Below are 17,098 nucleotides of genomic sequence, written 5' to 3'. Positions count from 1 at the left end.
AAACCCTATCAAAAAAGATAGGGTTCTGTAGCTGTTTTATGATGAGAAGAATTAAAAATCTAATTCGTCATAATCATCATTATCTGTATTTTGTGATTTATATTTTTCGCAATCTACCTCGATAGAAATATCCTCAGGTTTTGTAAACTTACCATTAGAAATTTTAAGGTCTTTATTACTATATACATCTTTCATATAGAGTCCCCATATAGGTAATGCCATAGTAGCTCCTTGTCCATATCTTGTTGTTCTAAAGTGGGTAGCTCTATCATCACCTCCTACCCAGACACCAGTTACTAGGTTAGGAACAATCCCCATAAACCAACCATCACTTTGGTTTTGTGTGGTTCCTGTTTTTCCAGCAATTGGATTTGTAAAAGAATACGGATGTCCAGTGACTACATTTTTGTAGTCAGCTCGATTAGATTTTCCGGTACGTAATCTTCTACCTGATCCAGACTGGGTAACACCTTCCATCAATTTTAAGGTTACATAAGCTGCTTCTTCACTTATAACATCGTGTGTTTTTGGAACGTGTTGATATAAAATAGTTCCGTTTTTATCTTGAATAGTGCTTACAATTTGTGGTTCTATATATACGCCTTGATTTGCAAAAGCACTATAGGCAGAGACCATTTCATACAAACTTAAATCTGCTGTTCCTAAAGCGATAGATGGAACAGGAGGAATATTGCTTACATCTACGCCTAGTTTTTCGGCAAGGTCAATTACGGGTTGAGGTCCTACTTCATTCATTAATCTTGCAGAGATCGTATTTACAGATCCTGCAAGGGCGTCTTTCATGGTCATCATACCACCATATTTTCCATCAGAGTTTTTAGGACACCATTCTTTTGTATTTCCCATTTTCCCTTCAGCAATACAAAACAAGGTGTTTGGAAGCGTATCACATGGTGAAATATGTAGCTGATCTACAGCAGTTGCATATAAGAAAGGTTTAAATGTAGACCCTACTTGGCGTTTTCCTGTTTGTACATGGTCATATTGAAAATGTGACATATTAATACCTCCTACCCAAGCACGAACCTCTCCAGTTTGCGGCACCATAGACATCATACCTGTACGTAAGAATTTTTTATAATAACGTATAGAATCACGAGGTGTCATCACCGTATCTATATCTCCTTGCCAAGAGAAAATGGACATATCTGTTTTTATATCAAAAGATTTTCGAATGTCGCTTTCGCTCTTTCCTGCGGCCTTCATTTTACGCCAACGCTCAGAACTTTTTATAGCATTATTAAAAATGGTTTCTATTTCACTTTCTTCTATATCTCTAAAAGGAGCTATTTTGTTTTTTATATTTTGTTTGTCAAATTCAGCTTGCAATCTAGGCATGTGTTTTTTTACAGCTTCTTCTGCCATTTGTTGCATTCTAGAATCTATGGTTGTTGTGATCGTTAATCCATCTCTGTAAATATTATAGTATTCTAGATTTCCGTCATCATCTTCACCTTTTGGATTTTTCTTAATCCAATCTGCTAAGAATTTTTTAAGGTTTTCTCTAAAATACGTTGCCATTCCATCTCTATGACCTTCAGGTGTAAATCGAACCACCATGGGTAATGCTTGAAGAGAGTCTTTTTCGGCAGTAGTGAGAAAGCCATTTTTTTCCATTTGCTTGAATACCTGATTACGACGTCTCTTGGACTTTTCTCTAGATATTTTACGATGTGGATTGAACTGTCTAGGGTTTTTAAGCATGGCAACAAAAACAGCAGATTCTTCTATAGATAAATCACTTACATTTTTATTGAAGTAAATACGAGAAGCAGAGCTTATTCCAATAGCATTAAACAAGAATCCTTGCTTATTGAGATACATGGTAATAATCTCTTCCTTAGTGTATTGTCGCTCTAGACGTGTAGCAATGACATATTCTTTTACTTTTTGAATTAAACGCTCTGGGGTAGACCTAGGCGTATCTGAAAATAGTAATTTGGCTAATTGCTGTGTTACTGTACTTGCTCCACCTCTGCTTCCTAAAAAAGCAAAAGCCCTTGCTGTTCCTTTAAAATCGATTCCAGAATGATCAAAATAACGCTCATCTTCAGTAGCTACTAATGCATCTACAAGATGTTGCGGTAAATCTTCATACTTAATAGGTGTACGATTTTCATTGTAATATGTACCTAGTTGTTTTCCATCTACAGAGAGGATTTTGGTCGCTAGGTTGCTTTCTGGATTTTCTAATTCTTCAAAGGTGGGAAGTTTGCCAAATACATTCCAACTTGCTAGTAAAAATAGTAGCACGACAGCTAAAAGTCCTCCTGCAAATAATCCCCAAAACCATTTAATGAATTTTTTAAAATTGGGTTGAGTACTTGTAGCTTGCTTTTTTTTAATTTGCTTCTTTGCCATTGTTATTATTTTTGAGAGCGTTCTATACGCAATCCTACTTCTGTAATTCCTTCTAAACGTTCATCACCACTGATGCTTCCATTTTTACGTACTGCATGCTTTATGGAAAAGTTGTAGGTGCCGCTTTCGCGAAAGCGTACCCCTTCTTCATACCATAACTTATTTTCTTTTATGTCATTAAATCCAGTTCCTAACCATTTTCCTTCAGGTGTAGCCATGGCATACTCAAGGGTGTCTGTAAGCTGTTTACCATTTGGAAAATCCATTTTTGCGATAAGAAATATGTTACTGTATTTATAGGCATTTGTGTTACGTAATGTAATAAATACATTATGTGGTGTTATACTATCTACGTCAGAAATCTCAAATTGGATGGAATCATTTATATTCCAACCATTACTTACCGTTTCATAATTGTCATATACACGGTTAGGATCACAAGAGGTCATCATGACCACAAGCAGTAAAAGTATGGCTACTTTATGCATTGTTATTAGGCTTCTTTTTTGATCTATTACGTCTATTATTAGATCGTTTGGCGTTTGTGTTTTCTTTTTGAGCTGACTTTTTTGAATCCGCTTTATTTTGGTTGTTTTTTTGAGCGGTTTTCTTTTGATTTGTTTTATTGTTGGCGGTAGCTGTTGCGCGTTTTTTGTTTCGATTTCGGTTGTTTCGACGTTTGTTTGTTGTTTTTGGTTTATCAAATCGCGTAAGGCTATCTTGTCCTACAACGTTTCCAAAGTCAATTTTAGTGTCCAATACGAGTTCTGAAGAATATTCCTCAAGACTCGCAACAGGTTCTTTTGCTTTGTTTGATGCAATTATCTCATTAGCTTGAGCTGCAGTGAGTTTATGCCAGTTCATCCACTCTCCTTCGTAAGCATACCATAAATACCCTTGGAAAATATCTATTTTTTGGCATACAGCAGTTCCTTTTTCTGTATATAATTTGACCTCTGTTTTAGGAAATTCTTTTAAGGCATCCATATATGCGTCTAACTCATAGTTAAGACAACATTTAAGCTTCCCACATTGACCAGCAAGTTTTTGAGGATTAAGTGATAGTTGTTGGTATCTAGCAGCTCCAGTGGTAACCGATCTAAAATCTGTTAACCAAGTAGAGCAACATAACTCACGACCACAAGATCCAATTCCTCCTAATCTAGAGGCTTCTTGACGCAGTCCAATTTGTCGCATTTCAATACGAGTTCTAAACTCCTGTGCAAATTCTTTGATAAGTTGTCTAAAGTCTACACGATCTTCGGCGGTATAATAAAAAGTGGCTTTTGATCCATCTCCCTGAAACTCGATATCTGAAATTTTCATTTGTAATTCCAATCGGATAGCTATTTGACGAGCTTTTACCTTCATTGGTTCTTCTCGATCTCTAGCTTTTGTCCAGATATCAATATCCTTTTGAGTTGCTTTTCGATATACTTTTAAGGTATCTTCCGTGTCTTGCTTAACTTTTTTGCGTTTCATCTGCACACGAACAAGCTCTCCTGTAAGTGTAACCATTCCTATATCATGTCCTGATGCTGCTTGAGTAGCAACAATGTCTCCAATGCTTAACGTTAAGTTTTCAGTGTTTTTGTAATAGTTTTTACGTCCATTTTTAAAACGGACTTCTATATAATTAAATGCTTCTTGACCCTCTGGAATAGTCATGTTTGAAAGCCAATCAAAAACGGTAAGTTTATTACATCCATCTGTTCCACAAGTGCCATTATTTTTACAACCCTTTGGTTGCCCATCAGCCCCTGTTCCACAATTTCCACACGCCATATAGTATATATCTTAAGGCAAAACACTTAAAATCAATATATAATTAATATATTTATGTGTTTTACTCGTTATTATTAATAGATTTGATAATCAAGCTAAAGTTTAAAGATACCAATTTATTAAGGTATTCTATGAGCATTAGAAAAAGTTATCGAACAAATTTAAGACTTAAAGTTCACCTTATGAAACTAATTCTACGTGTATCCTTTTTATTGTGTATGTTTTTAGCGCTTAGTACAAGTGTTGCACAAACTATTGGAGGAGAAAGAGTTTTTAATCCTGATGGAGTTAATTGTGTTTCTTCCGAAGAATATGAAATATATCATAATGCTGTTGCTACAAATCAAGAATATCTATCTCGAGAAGGATTACGATTATATCAGAATAATGTAAGTCGTTCTGAACAACAAGTTTCTTTCATATGGCCTGTGAAACAAACAGATGGTTTTGAGTATAATAGTACATGGGCAATTTCTGTGTATTTTGATCATGATGATACTACGGGAGGATTAGAAGATTGGAATTGTGGCACTCGTACATATGATACATCTAGTGGATATGATCATCAAGGAGTAGATATTTTCTTATGGCCGTTTACTTGGAAACAAGTTGAAGAAGAACAAACGGAGATTATTGCAGCAGCTGCAGGTCAGATCATTTATAAAAACGATGGAAGCTTTGATAAAAATTGTACTGCTGGCGGAAATGGTCAACAATGGAATGCTGTTTTTGTAGAGCATTCTGATGGGAGTATTGCTTGGTACGGGCACATGAAAGCTGGGAGTCTTACTTCAAAAAGCGTAGGAGATACTGTGGCACAAGGGGAATATCTTGGGGTTGTTGCTAGTTCTGGAAACTCTACGGGTCCACATTTACATTTTGAAGTGTATGACGAAAATAATAACCTTATAGACCCTTATGCTGGTCCTTGTAATGATTTAAATGATACAAGCTGGTGGGTAGATCAAAAAGAATATCTTAACCCCGGAGTGAATGCAGCGCTTACCCATACTGATCTTCCTGATTTTGGAACGTGCCCTGAAATAGAAGAGACTTTTGAAAGTACTCAATTTGATCCAGGGGATACTATATGGTTTGCAGGATACTTTAAAGATCAAGTTACAGGAACATCGGCTCTTAATGAAATTTATGATCCTAGCGGCGATTTATTTTCAAGTTGGGACACCAATTTTAATGATGATTTTGTAGCATCTTGGTGGGCACAACAAAGAACAATTAGTGACGAAACAGGAGAGTGGACGTATGTTGTTACTTATAATGGAGAAAGCGACACTCACACCTTTAATGTGGGGCAACTTTCTTTAGAAGATCAAGTTTTTGATGAGGTAAGGCTATTTCCAAACCCAACTAGTGATGTAGTTACTATAGGTGCACCCGTTCCCTTTAAGCAAATCATAGTAAGAGATGCTGTAGGGAGAACAGTTCTTGAATATCGTGATTTAAATACGATTAGTTTAGAAATGGATTTCTCATATTTAAGAACAGGTATTTACTTTGTAACAGCAGAAGCACTAGATTCTGATGCACAAACATTACTAAGAGTTCTTAAAAAGTAATAGAAAAACTATACTTTATTTTGAAACTTGAGCTTTTCTGAACGCCCTTTTTTAAATATTTTATTGCTATTTCCTTTACCACTACGTAGTTTTTTCTGCTCTTCATATGGCAAATGTGTGATCTCAACACATTCTTGAGAGCAACAGTTTTCCATTTGTGCCGCACAGGACTCGCATTGTATAAATAAAAGATGACAAGCCTCGTTGGCACAGTTTACATGGGTATCACAAGGATTCCCGCATTGATGACAATTTGAGATAATATCTTCAGAGATACGTTCCCCTCTTCTGTGATCAAACACAAAATTTTTCCCTTTAAATTTATTTTCAAGGTTTTGCTGTTCAATTTGACGTGCATATTCTATAATACCACCTTCAAGTTGATATACATTTTTAAATCCTTTATGTTTAAAGTAAGCGCTCGCTTTTTCACATCGAATACCCCCTGTACAATACATCACAAGTTTTTTGTCTTCCTTATGATCTTTTAAATCATCTTCTATAATATCTAATGAGTCTCTAAAGGTATCTACATCTGGTGTTACAGCATTTTTAAAATGACCAATCTCACTTTCGTAATGATTACGCATATCTACCAAAACGGTATCTTGATCTTCGATAAGCGTATTAAAAGTCTTTGCATCTACATGAACTCCTTTATTTGTTACATCAAAGCTATCATCATTTAGACCATCTGCTACAATTTTATTACGAACCTTTACTTTGAGCTTTAAAAAGGATTTATTGTCTTGTTCTATAGCAATATTGAGGCGTACATTATATAAAAAATGAATACCGTCTAAAAATGATTTGAATGTGTTGAAATTTGTTGCAGGCACAGAAAGTTGAGCATTTATACCTTCTTTGGCTACATAAATACGACCTAAAACGTCCATTTCGTCCCAAGCGATAAATAAATGATTTCTAAAAAGTTCAGGATTACCGATGTGTGCATATTGATAAAAAGAGAGTGTGAAACGCTCGTCTCCAGCCTCGTCAATAAGAGCTGCTCTCTCTTTTGCACTTAATTTGTTGTACAGTTGCATGCTATACTTTTTTAAGTTTAAAAGAATTAATTTTTTGCAAAAATAGACAATTTAAAAAAATGGAAGAGTTCTTACCACAAAAAATGCCCGGAGGTCGATCCTGCGGGCATTTTTTTGAACGGCTAATTCATTTGTTAGACTTATTTCTTTGTGTTACAAGCACAGAAATAGGATCAAAACTAGCCGCCTTCCAACTTTCTGCAATACGTTAGCATCAAATAACGCCTTGCTTTAAGCTGGATTTTATTGTATTTAATTCGTTGTAAACTCATTTTTAATATTACTTCTCATGAAGTAGACTTTCAAAAAAGAAAAGGGTTGCGTATTTTTTTTGTTAAAAAATATTATGCTTTCGCGAAAGCGTACCTTGCCCCCTTCAAATAGAAACCCTACTTTTACTATCCAATTTTTAGAATTCAAAACAGAGAAGAAAATGAGTAGTGAAAAAGATGCAAAATTAAAAGCATTACAACTTACCCTAGACAAACTAGACAAAACATATGGTAAGGGAGCCGTAATGAAGATGGGAGATCAAGCTATTGTAGATGTAGAAGCTATTCCTACAGGGTCTTTAGGATTAGATGTTGCTTTAGGAGTAGGAGGATATCCTCGAGGACGTATTATTGAAATATATGGACCAGAATCTTCTGGAAAAACAACCTTGACACTACATGCTATAGCCGAAGCTCAAAAAGCAGGAGGAATTGCTGCTTTCATTGATGCAGAACATGCTTTTGATCGTTTTTATGCAGAAAAATTAAATGTAGATATAGAAAACCTCATCATATCACAACCAGATAATGGAGAGCAAGCATTAGAAATTACAGATAACCTGATACGCTCAGGAGCTATTGATATTATAGTTATTGATTCTGTTGCTGCTTTAACACCTAAAAGCGAGATAGAAGGAGAGATGGGTGATTCTAAAATGGGATTACATGCTCGATTAATGTCACAAGCTTTACGTAAGCTTACGGGATCCATTAGTAAAACCAACTGTACAGTTATATTTATTAATCAATTACGTGAAAAGATAGGGGTGATGTTCGGTAATCCAGAAACAACGACTGGAGGAAACGCATTAAAATTTTACGCCTCTGTACGTTTAGATATAAGAAGATCTACTCAAATTAAAGACAGCAACTCGAATGTTATAGGAAATAAAACCCGAGTAAAAGTTGTCAAAAATAAAGTAGCACCTCCATTTAGAATGGCTGAGTTTGATATTATGTATGGAGAAGGAGTCTCTAAAGTAGGTGAGATTATAGATATAGGTGTAAATTATGAAATAGTCAAGAAAAGCGGTTCTTGGTTCAGTTATCAAGACACTAAATTAGGTCAAGGTCGAGACGCAGTAAAGGCATTGCTGTTAGACAATCCTGATCTTATGGAAGAATTAGAAACTAAAATTCACGAAGCCATTAAAGTTTCAAACGAATAGATATATAAAAAAACCTCCTAAAGTTAGGAGGTTTTTTTATAAATAGACGCAACCTTTTACCCTATCTTGTATCTATAAGTATATAATGCCGCCATTGTATATGAAAAAAATAAGCATATTATCCATTATTTTTTTACTTCTTATAGGATGTAGTACAGATGATGCTCCTTTCTTCTTTTTTGAAGTGACACCCGTAAATGTCGTGAGTGATGTGCCAGATGTTTTTGTGGTAGGTCAAACCGATACTATACAAGTAACATATAGAAGACCTTCTACATGTCATGCATTTAATGGATTTGATATTACAAATGATGGAGATATAAGAGAGATTGCAGTAATTACCAAAGTAGTTGAGGGAAGAGCTACCTGTTCCGATTTAGAAAATGATTTAAGAACAGCTCCTCTGGTAATTACACCAGAAGCAGCAGGCCAATTAAATTTAAGTTTTTTTACAGGAAATAATGAAATAGGAGACCCTACATTTATAACATTTAATGTACCTATTGTAGAATAAATTAAGGAAACTAACCAATAAAGATATTTTGAGTTTAGAACGACTCATTGATAATTGTAAAAAGAAACATGCAAAAGCCCAAGAAGAGTTATACAAGCGTTATGCTAGTTCACTTTTTTCGGTTTGCTTGAAATATGCTTCTAGTTATGCAGATGCCGAAGACATACTGCAAGACACTTTTATCATCATTTTTGATAAGGTCTCTCAATATAAAAACCAAGGTTCTTTTGAGGGTTGGTTAAAAAGAATAGCTATCAATACAGCACTTCAGCGATATCGAAAAGCAGGAGTACTTAATTTGATAAATGAAGAAAATATAAGTGAAGTCGATGTAGAGGTAGAAGAAGAAAGTGTGCCTCTAGATTATTTACTTAGAATTATCCAAGAATTACCCGATAGATACAGAATGGTGTTTAACCTATATGTATTAGATGGGTATTCTCATAAAGAGATTTCTGATTTATTAGAAATTTCAGAGGGCACATCTAAATCTAATTTAGCGCGTGCTCGCAAAATATTAAAGAATAAAATTGAGGTTAGTCAAGACTATACCTTAAGTCAATCTCAAAACCAATGAAAGAGAAAAAGAATATAGATAGGCTTTTTCAGGAGAAATTTAAAAATTTTGAAGCACATCCTAGTGATCAGGTGTGGAAAAATATTGTCAATGCAAAGCAGAAGAAAAAAGATCGCAAGATTGTCCCTATATGGTGGCGACTAGCGGGTGTAGCTGCAATAGCTTTATTGCTTTTTACTGCGGGTATTGCAATATGGAATAATGCTTCAGATGTCAATGATACAACTCCAGAACTTGTTCAGTCAGATCAAAACAAAAACAATTCAACAACTACAGACACTAAGTCTAATAATGCTGTAGAACCTATTCAATCCAAACAAACAGAATCAGGAATTGCTGTTGAAAATGCAAATTCTAATGAATTGTCTTCTGAAGATGAACCACAAAAAAGAGAAAAAAACGCTCTTTTTGGAGTTAGTGACACTCAAGGAGCGATAGCTAATCAAGAAAGCCCCACTGCGCGTCAGCAGATAGAAAATAAAGAAAAGTCAAATCAAACGTATAGTGATGCGACTACTATTATAGATACAGAACAGTCTACAACCACTGGTGTAGCTACAACTGAAGAAAAACAAAATAATAATACTCCACAAAAAAGATCTGATCTGATTAATCCTAATATTACGATAGATAACACTATAGATGATACTGCTGTCGCTGTTACAGAAGAAACAACAGATACATCTCAGAATCAAGATGCAGAAGAAAATCTAGAAGAAGAAAATAAAAAATCTCTTGTTGATGAAGCTGCACGTATAGCGGAAGCTAATGCAGAAGAAGAAGATATACAAGAAAAAGAAGCCATTGCACGCAGATGGGATGTGGGGGCTGTAGCAGCTCCTGTTTATTATGGTGATTTTGGGGGTTCAGGAATTGATCCTCAGTTTAAAGATAATAACAAAACAAGTGATTTAAATTTGAGTTATGGTGTACAAGTAAGTTATGCAGTTACTCCAAAATTTAAAGTACGTACAGGAGTTAGTAATGTTGATCTTAATTATAATACACAAGATATTTCATTTACACCTAGTAATAGTGCTCAAACATTGAGAGGTGTTGATTTTTCTCAAAATGCTAGTTTTTTAGAAATAACAGATAGGGTAAACCCATCAACTACACTTGCAAGCCCTTCTGAAGATGGATTCGGGCAAGGAGGAAATACTGTTTCTAATGGAGAGATTCAACAAAATGTAGGTTATATAGAAATTCCTTTAGAGGCTATTTATGTGCTTTCAGATAAGCGATTAGGAGTTGAACTTATAGGAGGTCTGAGTACTTTGGTATTGAATAATAATGAGGTCTTTTTAGAATCAAATGGTTTACGTACAAGTTTAGGGACTTCAAACGCTCTTAATGATGTAAGTTTTACTACAAATTTAGGATTAGGTCTTAATTATAAAGTAACAGAAAAAGTAAAAATAAATATAGAACCGTCACTTAAATATCAGCTTAATGCTTACAACAATAATGTAGGTGAATTTAAGCCATATTATGTGGGGTTATACACAGGAGTGAATTATCGCTTTTAAAAAAGAATACTTGCCGTTAGGTTAGTTTTTTAGTTGGTTAGGTTAGTTGTTGCAAAATCTTGCAATAATTACAAGAAGGCGTCGCTGGTTACGACGCCTTTTCTTTTTAATATATTAAGGTTTTTGATCTTCTAATAATGCATCCAATATAACGGTGCGTGTTTGCTCTCTCAGTTCTTTTTTAGAATCTTGAGACATTCCTTTTGTAGGAATAAAAGAAAAAACTTTTGCCCTCATTTTTCCAGGGCCTCCTTCATAAAATTGGTAAGGAAATAATCTTTTATTGTCATAAAATACCATCGGAACGATAGCTATTTGATGATCTATAGCAAGTCTGAAAGCCCCATCTTTAAAACTATCTAAAACAATAGACGTATCATTAGGAACTCCTCCTTCAGGAAAAATACAAATACTCAATCCTTGTTGAAGTCTTTTTTGAGCTTGATCAAATACCGCTTTACGACTTCTCGCATTACCACGATCTACTAGAATGCAAGTACGTTTGTAAAAGAATCCAAATAATGGAATTTTTGCAAGTTCAGCTTTTCCTACAAAAACAAAAGGGTTTTTAGAGAGATGAAGCATCAGCATAATATCTAGCATAGAAGCATGATTAGAGACAAGCATATAACTCTCTCCCTTTGTCAAGCTTTGCTCCCTAATAACACTAGGATAAAAGCCCATTCCAAGCATAATGCCTCTTGCCCATATTTGAGCCAATCTAAAAAATAAAGGATACCAAGACTCCTTTAAGATACTTATGATAAGTATCGGAAATAATATGAGTATAATAATAAGCATAAGAAGATAAAACCATATCCTCCATAATGCCATCCCAATTTTTCTAAAAAAATTCATTGCCTCAAAAATAGGCAAAAGGTAGTAGCCTATGCCTAGAAAAAAGTAACTTTGCTGTAAAAACTAGGCATAATCTTACAGAATGTGTCTAGATCAAATAATAATTATATAATGTGACACCTACTTTTGTAGGTTATTAGTATGGCAAGAATTTTAACAGGTGTACAAAGCACAGGAACGCCTCACTTAGGCAACTTATTAGGAGCAATCATTCCAGCAATTCAAATGGCAAATGCACCCGGCAATGAATCTTTTCTTTTTATTGCAGATATGCATTCGCTTACTCAAATTAAAGATGGGGATATTTTAAGACAGAACACTTATAGTACTGCAGCTACTTGGTTAGCTTTTGGACTAGATATAGAAAAGACAGTATTTTATAGACAAAGTGATATTCCTCAAGTAACAGAACTTTCTTGGTATTTAAGTTGCTTTTTTCCATATCAAAGACTAACACTTGCGCATAGTTTTAAAGACAAAGCAGATCGCTTGGAAGATGTAAACTCTGGACTATTTACATATCCTATGTTAATGGCAGCAGATATTCTTTTATATGATGCAGAGATTGTTCCTGTAGGGAAAGATCAAGCGCAACATTTAGAAATGACGCGAGATGTAGCAAATCGTTTTCATGCCACTACAGGGAAGGAAATATTTGTTATGCCAGAGGTAAAGCATAATGAAGATACCATGTATGTTCCTGGAACAGATGGAGGCAAAATGAGTAAATCTAAAGGCAATATTATTGATATTTTTCAGCCAGATAAGAAATTACGCAAGCAAATCATGGGCATCCAAACGGATAGTACACCCTTAGAAGAGCCTAAAAATCCTGACACGTGTAATCTATTTGCATTGTATAAACTTATTGCCTCTCCAGAGCAGATTACTGAGATGCGTGCAAATTATGAAGGTGGTAATTATGGATATGGTCATGCAAAACAAGCTTTTTTCGAACTCATTATTGATAGGTACGCAACACAACGAGAGCGTTATAATCACTATATGGCAAATTTAAATGAGATAGACAAGGCGCTTGCTATTGGAGCAGAAAAAGCAAGAATAGTTGCAAATGATGTCTTGTCTAGAGTACGAAAAGTGGTAGGATATTAATTAAATAGTAGAACAGAAATTAAAAGAAAGTATATAACCTCATAGTTAAAAATAATTTTATCATATGGACTTTTTGAGTTTTTTGAGTGGAAGCGGTTTATTCCTAATACTGGCACTCGTATTAATTATCGTATTTTTATACAATAAAATTAAGAATAGAAAGCGTTAATAGTACGCTTTCGCGAAAGCATATAATGGCAAATATTCGCATTACAAAACAATTTACATTTGAAACGGGTCACGCACTTTATGGGTATGACGGAAAATGTAAAAATGTACACGGTCATAGTTATAAATTAAGTGTCACTGTAATAGGATCTCCTATCTCTGATTCAAATCATGTAAAATATGGGATGGTTATTGATTTTGGAGACCTCAAAAAGATAGTAAATAAAGAAATTGTAGATGTGTTTGATCATGCTACTGTTTTTAATAAGAATACACCTCATGTTGAACTTGCCAAAGAGCTTTCAGATAGAGGACATAATGTATTGCTTGTAGATTATCAACCTACTAGTGAAATGATGGTCATTGATTTTGCTCAAAAAATTCAACCCTTACTTCCAGATCATATTAAACTCCACTCACTACGACTTCAAGAGACTCGTTCTAGTTATGCAGAGTGGTTTGCAAGCGATAATTAGCCTATGAATATTCCAGCAGGAAAGAAAGTTTATTTTTCTAGTGATAATCACTTAGGAGCTCCTACACATAATGAGAGTAGACCTAGAGAAAAAAAGTTTTTGCGTTGGCTAGATGAGATTCGACCAGATGCACATGCTATTTTCTTATTAGGAGATCTTTTTGACTTTTGGTTTGAATACAGAACGGTAGTTCCAAAAGGGTTTGTCAGGACATTAGGCAAACTTGCCGAGTTTAGAGATAGTGGAATAGAAATTTATTTTTTTGTTGGAAACCATGATTTATGGATGAATGGTTATTTTGAAGACGAGCTAGGTATTCCGGTATATCATGACCCTAAGGTTTTCACCATGAATGACAAAAAGTTTTTTTTAGGACATGGTGATGGATTAGGACCAGGAGATAAAGGATATAAACGCATGAAAAAAGTCTTTAGAGGTCGTTTTTTTCAGTGGATATTTAGATGGGGACATCCAGATATTGGGATGCGTATCGCACAATACTTTTCAGTAAAAAATAAGTTAATCTCTGGAAATGACGATCATATCTTTTTAGGAGAAGAAAATGAATGGCTAGCAGCATATGCAAAGCGTAAGCTTGAGACCGAACATTACGACTACTTTGTTTTTGGACATCGTCACTTACCTATGGAAATTAAAGTAGGAGAACAATCTACTTATTTTAATATAGGAGATTGGATTGATCATTATACCTATGGTGTTTTTGATGGAACATCGTTTTTAATTAAGAAATTTGAGCCTACTCAAGACTAAGGTGTATATTTATAGAAATTAAGAGTTATGCGATACATTCTTACAATATTATCTTTTGTTTTATTTTTCACGGCTTGTAAACCTTATCAGTCAACTACTATGAGACCAGAACAAATAACGTATGATAGTTTTAGAGCACAGCAAAAATCGTATACTTCAAGAGATGGTGTTATAAAATATATAGACAAAGGTGAAGGTCCTGTTATTGTCTTATTACATGGAGTTCCAACGTCAGGATGGTTATATCGTAAAATGATAGATCCATTAGTAGATAGTGGCTATCGTGTGATTGCGCCAGATATGCTAGGCTTTGGAAATAGTGATTCTCCAGAAGGCTATGAGATTTATTCTGAAGAGATGCATGCACAACGATTATTAGAATTATTAGACCATCTTCATATAGATTCTTGGACACACGTAATGCATGATGCTGGAGGTTTGTGGACTTGGGAACTTTTAGAACAAGCTTCGGATAAAGTAAATCATTTAGTTATTTTAAATACCATTATTTATGAAGAAGGGTTTGACCCTCCTATACGTTTTGAACCAGGATTTATGGCACGCGTGGCTATGTGGGGTTATCGTAATGGTATTACAACAAATATGATGTTGAAGGGTCTTTTTAAAGAAGGACTCACAGAAAACAACTTAAATAAAACAGACATAGAAGGGTATAAACGACCACTTAAAGAAGGGAAAACTCGAGCTATGTATTACTTTTTTACACAAACTTGTAATGAACTTCCAGAGTATCAGCCTATGATTCAAAAAATGGATACGCCTACTACAATTATTTGGGGAAAGAATGACACATTCTTAAAACTTGAACCACAGCAAGTAGCTATTCAGAAGGATTTAGGAATAAACGATGAAGATGTACATATTCTAGAGGCAAAGCATTTTATTCAAGAAGAGAAGCCACAGGAAATTGTACAGATGATTTTAGCATTTATTAAGTAATCTCTTCTCTATTTATTCAGAAAGTCTTTGAAGCTTTGCATGGTGAAGACCTTCCATATAGCAGTTAAGGCCGCAATTACTTTTAATACTGTAGAAAATGTAATGAGTTCATTCCCATAAGGCCAATGCATAACTTTTAATAGTGCCCCTACAGTCATCACAATATATGCGATCAAGAATAATGCGAGTATATGTTTTACTTTCATAGTTATTTAATGTCTTTTATTCGTAATTGTAAACTTACTTCACCATTCCATGTATTTTCATCTAGTACATAAGCTGCACTAAATGGTTTTTTATTACTAATGAGATCATATGCATTTCCTAGTCCAAAACCAATGCCTCCTATGCGTGGCCCTGTATTATTTTGGGTAACCGTTACTTTAAGATGTGATTCGTCTGCGCCTACTTTTTTTCCATATCCTGTATCTACAAGATTTTCTGTCATAAAGGTAGGTTTCATATTACCAGGTCCAAAGGGAGCAAATTGTTTTAAAATACGATAAAACTTTGGTGTAATATCAGTAAGATTAATTTTGGCATCTATGGTGATTTCTGGAATCAATAATCGTTCTTCACATGATGCTTTTACTACCTCTTCAAAGCGTTGTTTAAATGCTTCGTAATTTTCTTCTTTTAAGGTCAGTCCTGCGGCATATTTATGACCTCCAAATTGCTCTATAAACTCTTCACACTGATGCAATGCATTATAGACATCAAATCCTTTTACAGATCTAGCAGAGGCGGCAAGATTTTCACCACTTTTTGTAAAAACTAATGTAGGACGATAATAGGTTTCAGTAAGTCTAGAGGCAACAATACCTATCACACCTTTGTGCCAATCTTCTTGATACACAACGGTTGTTTTTCTCTCTGTTTCGTTGTTTTTTTGAATTTGAACTAGTGCCTCTTCTGTAATTGCTTTATCTGCCTCTTTACGGTCTGAATTGTATTGTTCTATTTCGACAGCATAATTCTGTGCGGTATGATCGTCTTCTTCTATGAGTAGTGCTACTGCATGATTTCCATGTTTCATACGTCCAGCAGCATTGATACGTGGTGCGATGATAAAAACAACATCTGTAATGGTAAGGGTATCTTTTTTGAGTTGATGTATGATCGCTTTAAAGCCTGCCCGAGGAGCTGTATTGATTACTTCAAGACCATAATACGCAAGGATTCTATTTTCACCCGTAATAGGAACAATATCTGCACCTATTGCGGTGGCAACAAGATCTAGGTATGGATGAAGCTCTGAAAATGGCTGATTACGCTTTCGCGAAAGCGCACTTATTAATTTAAATCCTACTCCACAACCACACAACTCATCATATGGATACTCGCAATCCTCACGTTTAGGATCTAAAACAGCAATAGCATCTGGTAATTGCGGTCCAGGGCGGTGATGATCACAGATAATAAAATCAATCCCTTTTTCTTTTGCATAGGCTACTTTATCTATTGCTTTTACACCACAATCTAATGCAATGATAAGAGTAATATCATTATCTGATGCATAATCAATACCCATATAGGAAACTCCATACCCTTCTGCGTATCGATCTGGAATATAAGTTGCAATAGCGGGGTGAATTGTTTTTAAATAGGAAGACATTAATGCGACACTTGTGGTGCCATCTACATCATAATCTCCATAAACGAGTATGTTTTCTTCTTGTGCGATAGCTTGTTCAATACGTGTAACGGCTTTCTCCATATCTTTCATAAGAAATGGATCATGGAGTTCGTCTAATGAAGGTCTAAAAAATTGTTTTGCTTTATCAAAACTATCAATATTTCTTTCTATTAAAAGTTGTGCGATAATAGGATCAACGTGTAAGGCTTGAGAAAGAGTTTGTACGTTTTCAGAATTTTGTACAGGTTTTAAGTTCCATCGCATA

16 protein-coding genes are annotated in these 17,098 nt (G+C 34.8%); 9 read left to right on the top strand and 7 right to left on the bottom strand.

Translation table 11 applies throughout. The annotated features are described in order from the left end of the window. Nucleotides 1–51: 51 nt before the first annotated feature. From CHB80_RS04695 to CHB80_RS04685, 3 genes are read right to left on the bottom strand one after another with little or no spacing between them, the layout of a single operon-like run. Nucleotides 52–2,382: a penicillin-binding protein 1A gene (locus CHB80_RS04695; RefSeq protein ID WP_089370259.1), complete on the bottom strand. Its 2,331-nt coding sequence runs from the start codon at nt 2,380–2,382 to the stop codon at nt 52–54. 5 nt (nt 2,383–2,387) lie between these two features. Then, nucleotides 2,388–2,870 carry a gliding motility lipoprotein GldH gene (locus tag CHB80_RS04690; protein WP_089370258.1) on the bottom strand — a complete coding sequence of 161 codons (483 nt, stop codon included), beginning with the start codon at nt 2,868–2,870 and terminating at the stop codon, nt 2,388–2,390. After that, nucleotides 2,863–4,167: a PSP1 domain-containing protein gene (locus tag CHB80_RS04685; protein ID WP_089370257.1), complete on the bottom strand. Its 1,305-nt coding sequence runs from the start codon at nt 4,165–4,167 to the stop codon at nt 2,863–2,865. Before CHB80_RS04685 ends, CHB80_RS04690 begins: the two co-directional genes overlap by 8 nt. A 182-nt stretch (nt 4,168–4,349) precedes the next feature. Between CHB80_RS04685 and CHB80_RS04680 the strand changes: the two genes are divergently transcribed. Further along, a complete protein-coding gene (locus CHB80_RS04680; protein ID WP_179218084.1) occupies nt 4,350–5,744 on the top strand; it encodes a peptidoglycan DD-metalloendopeptidase family protein in 1,395 nt (464 codons plus the stop codon). Between the two features lie 8 nt (nt 5,745–5,752). Here CHB80_RS04680 and trhO read toward each other — a convergent pair whose 3' ends face one another. Next, complete coding sequence (trhO, locus tag CHB80_RS04675; RefSeq protein WP_089370255.1) at nt 5,753–6,790, bottom strand: oxygen-dependent tRNA uridine(34) hydroxylase TrhO; 1,038 nt, start codon at nt 6,788–6,790, stop codon at nt 5,753–5,755. Nucleotides 6,791–7,223: 433 nt separating this feature from the next. Here trhO and recA point away from each other — a divergent pair, with 433 nt between their 5' ends. The 4 genes from recA (at nt 7,224) to CHB80_RS04655 (ending at nt 10,851) form a co-directional block, all read left to right on the top strand. Next, on the top strand, nt 7,224–8,231 hold the full coding sequence (gene recA, locus CHB80_RS04670; RefSeq protein ID WP_089370771.1) for a recombinase RecA: 1,008 nt from the start codon (nt 7,224–7,226) through the stop codon (nt 8,229–8,231). A gap of 100 nt (nt 8,232–8,331) precedes the next feature. After that, nucleotides 8,332–8,745 carry a hypothetical protein gene (locus CHB80_RS04665; RefSeq protein WP_143337049.1) on the top strand — a complete coding sequence of 138 codons (414 nt, stop codon included), beginning with the start codon at nt 8,332–8,334 and terminating at the stop codon, nt 8,743–8,745. 28 nt (nt 8,746–8,773) lie between these two features. After that, nucleotides 8,774–9,322 carry an RNA polymerase sigma factor gene (locus tag CHB80_RS04660; protein ID WP_089370253.1) on the top strand — a complete coding sequence of 183 codons (549 nt, stop codon included), beginning with the start codon at nt 8,774–8,776 and terminating at the stop codon, nt 9,320–9,322. Further along, nucleotides 9,319–10,851: an outer membrane beta-barrel protein gene (locus tag CHB80_RS04655; protein WP_089370252.1), complete on the top strand. Its 1,533-nt coding sequence runs from the start codon at nt 9,319–9,321 to the stop codon at nt 10,849–10,851. Before CHB80_RS04660 ends, CHB80_RS04655 begins: the two co-directional genes overlap by 4 nt. Nucleotides 10,852–10,965: 114 nt before the next feature. On the opposite strand, the gene CHB80_RS04650 is transcribed toward CHB80_RS04655, so the two are convergent. Beyond that, nucleotides 10,966–11,709 (bottom strand): lysophospholipid acyltransferase family protein, encoded by a 744-nt coding sequence (locus CHB80_RS04650; protein WP_089370251.1) that lies wholly within the window; start codon nt 11,707–11,709, stop codon nt 10,966–10,968. A 141-nt stretch (nt 11,710–11,850) separates the two neighbouring features. Here CHB80_RS04650 and trpS point away from each other — a divergent pair, with 141 nt between their 5' ends. From trpS to CHB80_RS04630, 4 genes are all read left to right on the top strand, one after another. Further along, the gene (trpS, locus tag CHB80_RS04645) at nt 11,851–12,822 is read left to right on the top strand and encodes a tryptophan--tRNA ligase (protein WP_089370250.1); all 972 of its coding nucleotides are present in this window, start codon (nt 11,851–11,853) and stop codon (nt 12,820–12,822) included. Between the two features lie 194 nt (nt 12,823–13,016). Beyond that, the gene (locus CHB80_RS04640; RefSeq protein ID WP_089370249.1) at nt 13,017–13,466 is read left to right on the top strand and encodes a 6-pyruvoyl trahydropterin synthase family protein; all 450 of its coding nucleotides are present in this window, start codon (nt 13,017–13,019) and stop codon (nt 13,464–13,466) included. Between the two features lie 3 nt (nt 13,467–13,469). After that, nucleotides 13,470–14,237, top strand: a complete 768-nt coding sequence (locus tag CHB80_RS04635) for a UDP-2,3-diacylglucosamine diphosphatase (RefSeq protein WP_089370248.1) — start codon at nt 13,470–13,472, stop codon at nt 14,235–14,237. A gap of 99 nt (nt 14,238–14,336) precedes the next feature. Beyond that, nucleotides 14,337–15,197, top strand: a complete 861-nt coding sequence (locus CHB80_RS04630) for an alpha/beta fold hydrolase (protein ID WP_229746871.1) — start codon at nt 14,337–14,339, stop codon at nt 15,195–15,197. A gap of 8 nt (nt 15,198–15,205) precedes the next feature. On the opposite strand, the gene CHB80_RS04625 is transcribed toward CHB80_RS04630, so the two are convergent. Together CHB80_RS04625 and recJ are read right to left on the bottom strand one after the other, a co-directional pair. Further along, nucleotides 15,206–15,403: a gliding motility protein GldL gene (locus CHB80_RS04625; protein WP_089370246.1), complete on the bottom strand. Its 198-nt coding sequence runs from the start codon at nt 15,401–15,403 to the stop codon at nt 15,206–15,208. A 2-nt stretch (nt 15,404–15,405) separates the two neighbouring features. Beyond that, nucleotides 15,406–17,097 carry a single-stranded-DNA-specific exonuclease RecJ gene (recJ, locus tag CHB80_RS04620; protein WP_089370245.1) on the bottom strand — a complete coding sequence of 564 codons (1,692 nt, stop codon included), beginning with the start codon at nt 17,095–17,097 and terminating at the stop codon, nt 15,406–15,408. Between the last annotated feature and the right edge of the window lies 1 nt (nt 17,098).

Source organism: Dokdonia pacifica (assembly GCF_900188275.1).
Classification (GTDB): Bacteria; Bacteroidota; Bacteroidia; order Flavobacteriales; family Flavobacteriaceae; genus Dokdonia; species Dokdonia pacifica.
Note: the sequence above shows the minus strand (reverse complement) of the source record. Positions and strands in the feature narration are given on the sequence as shown.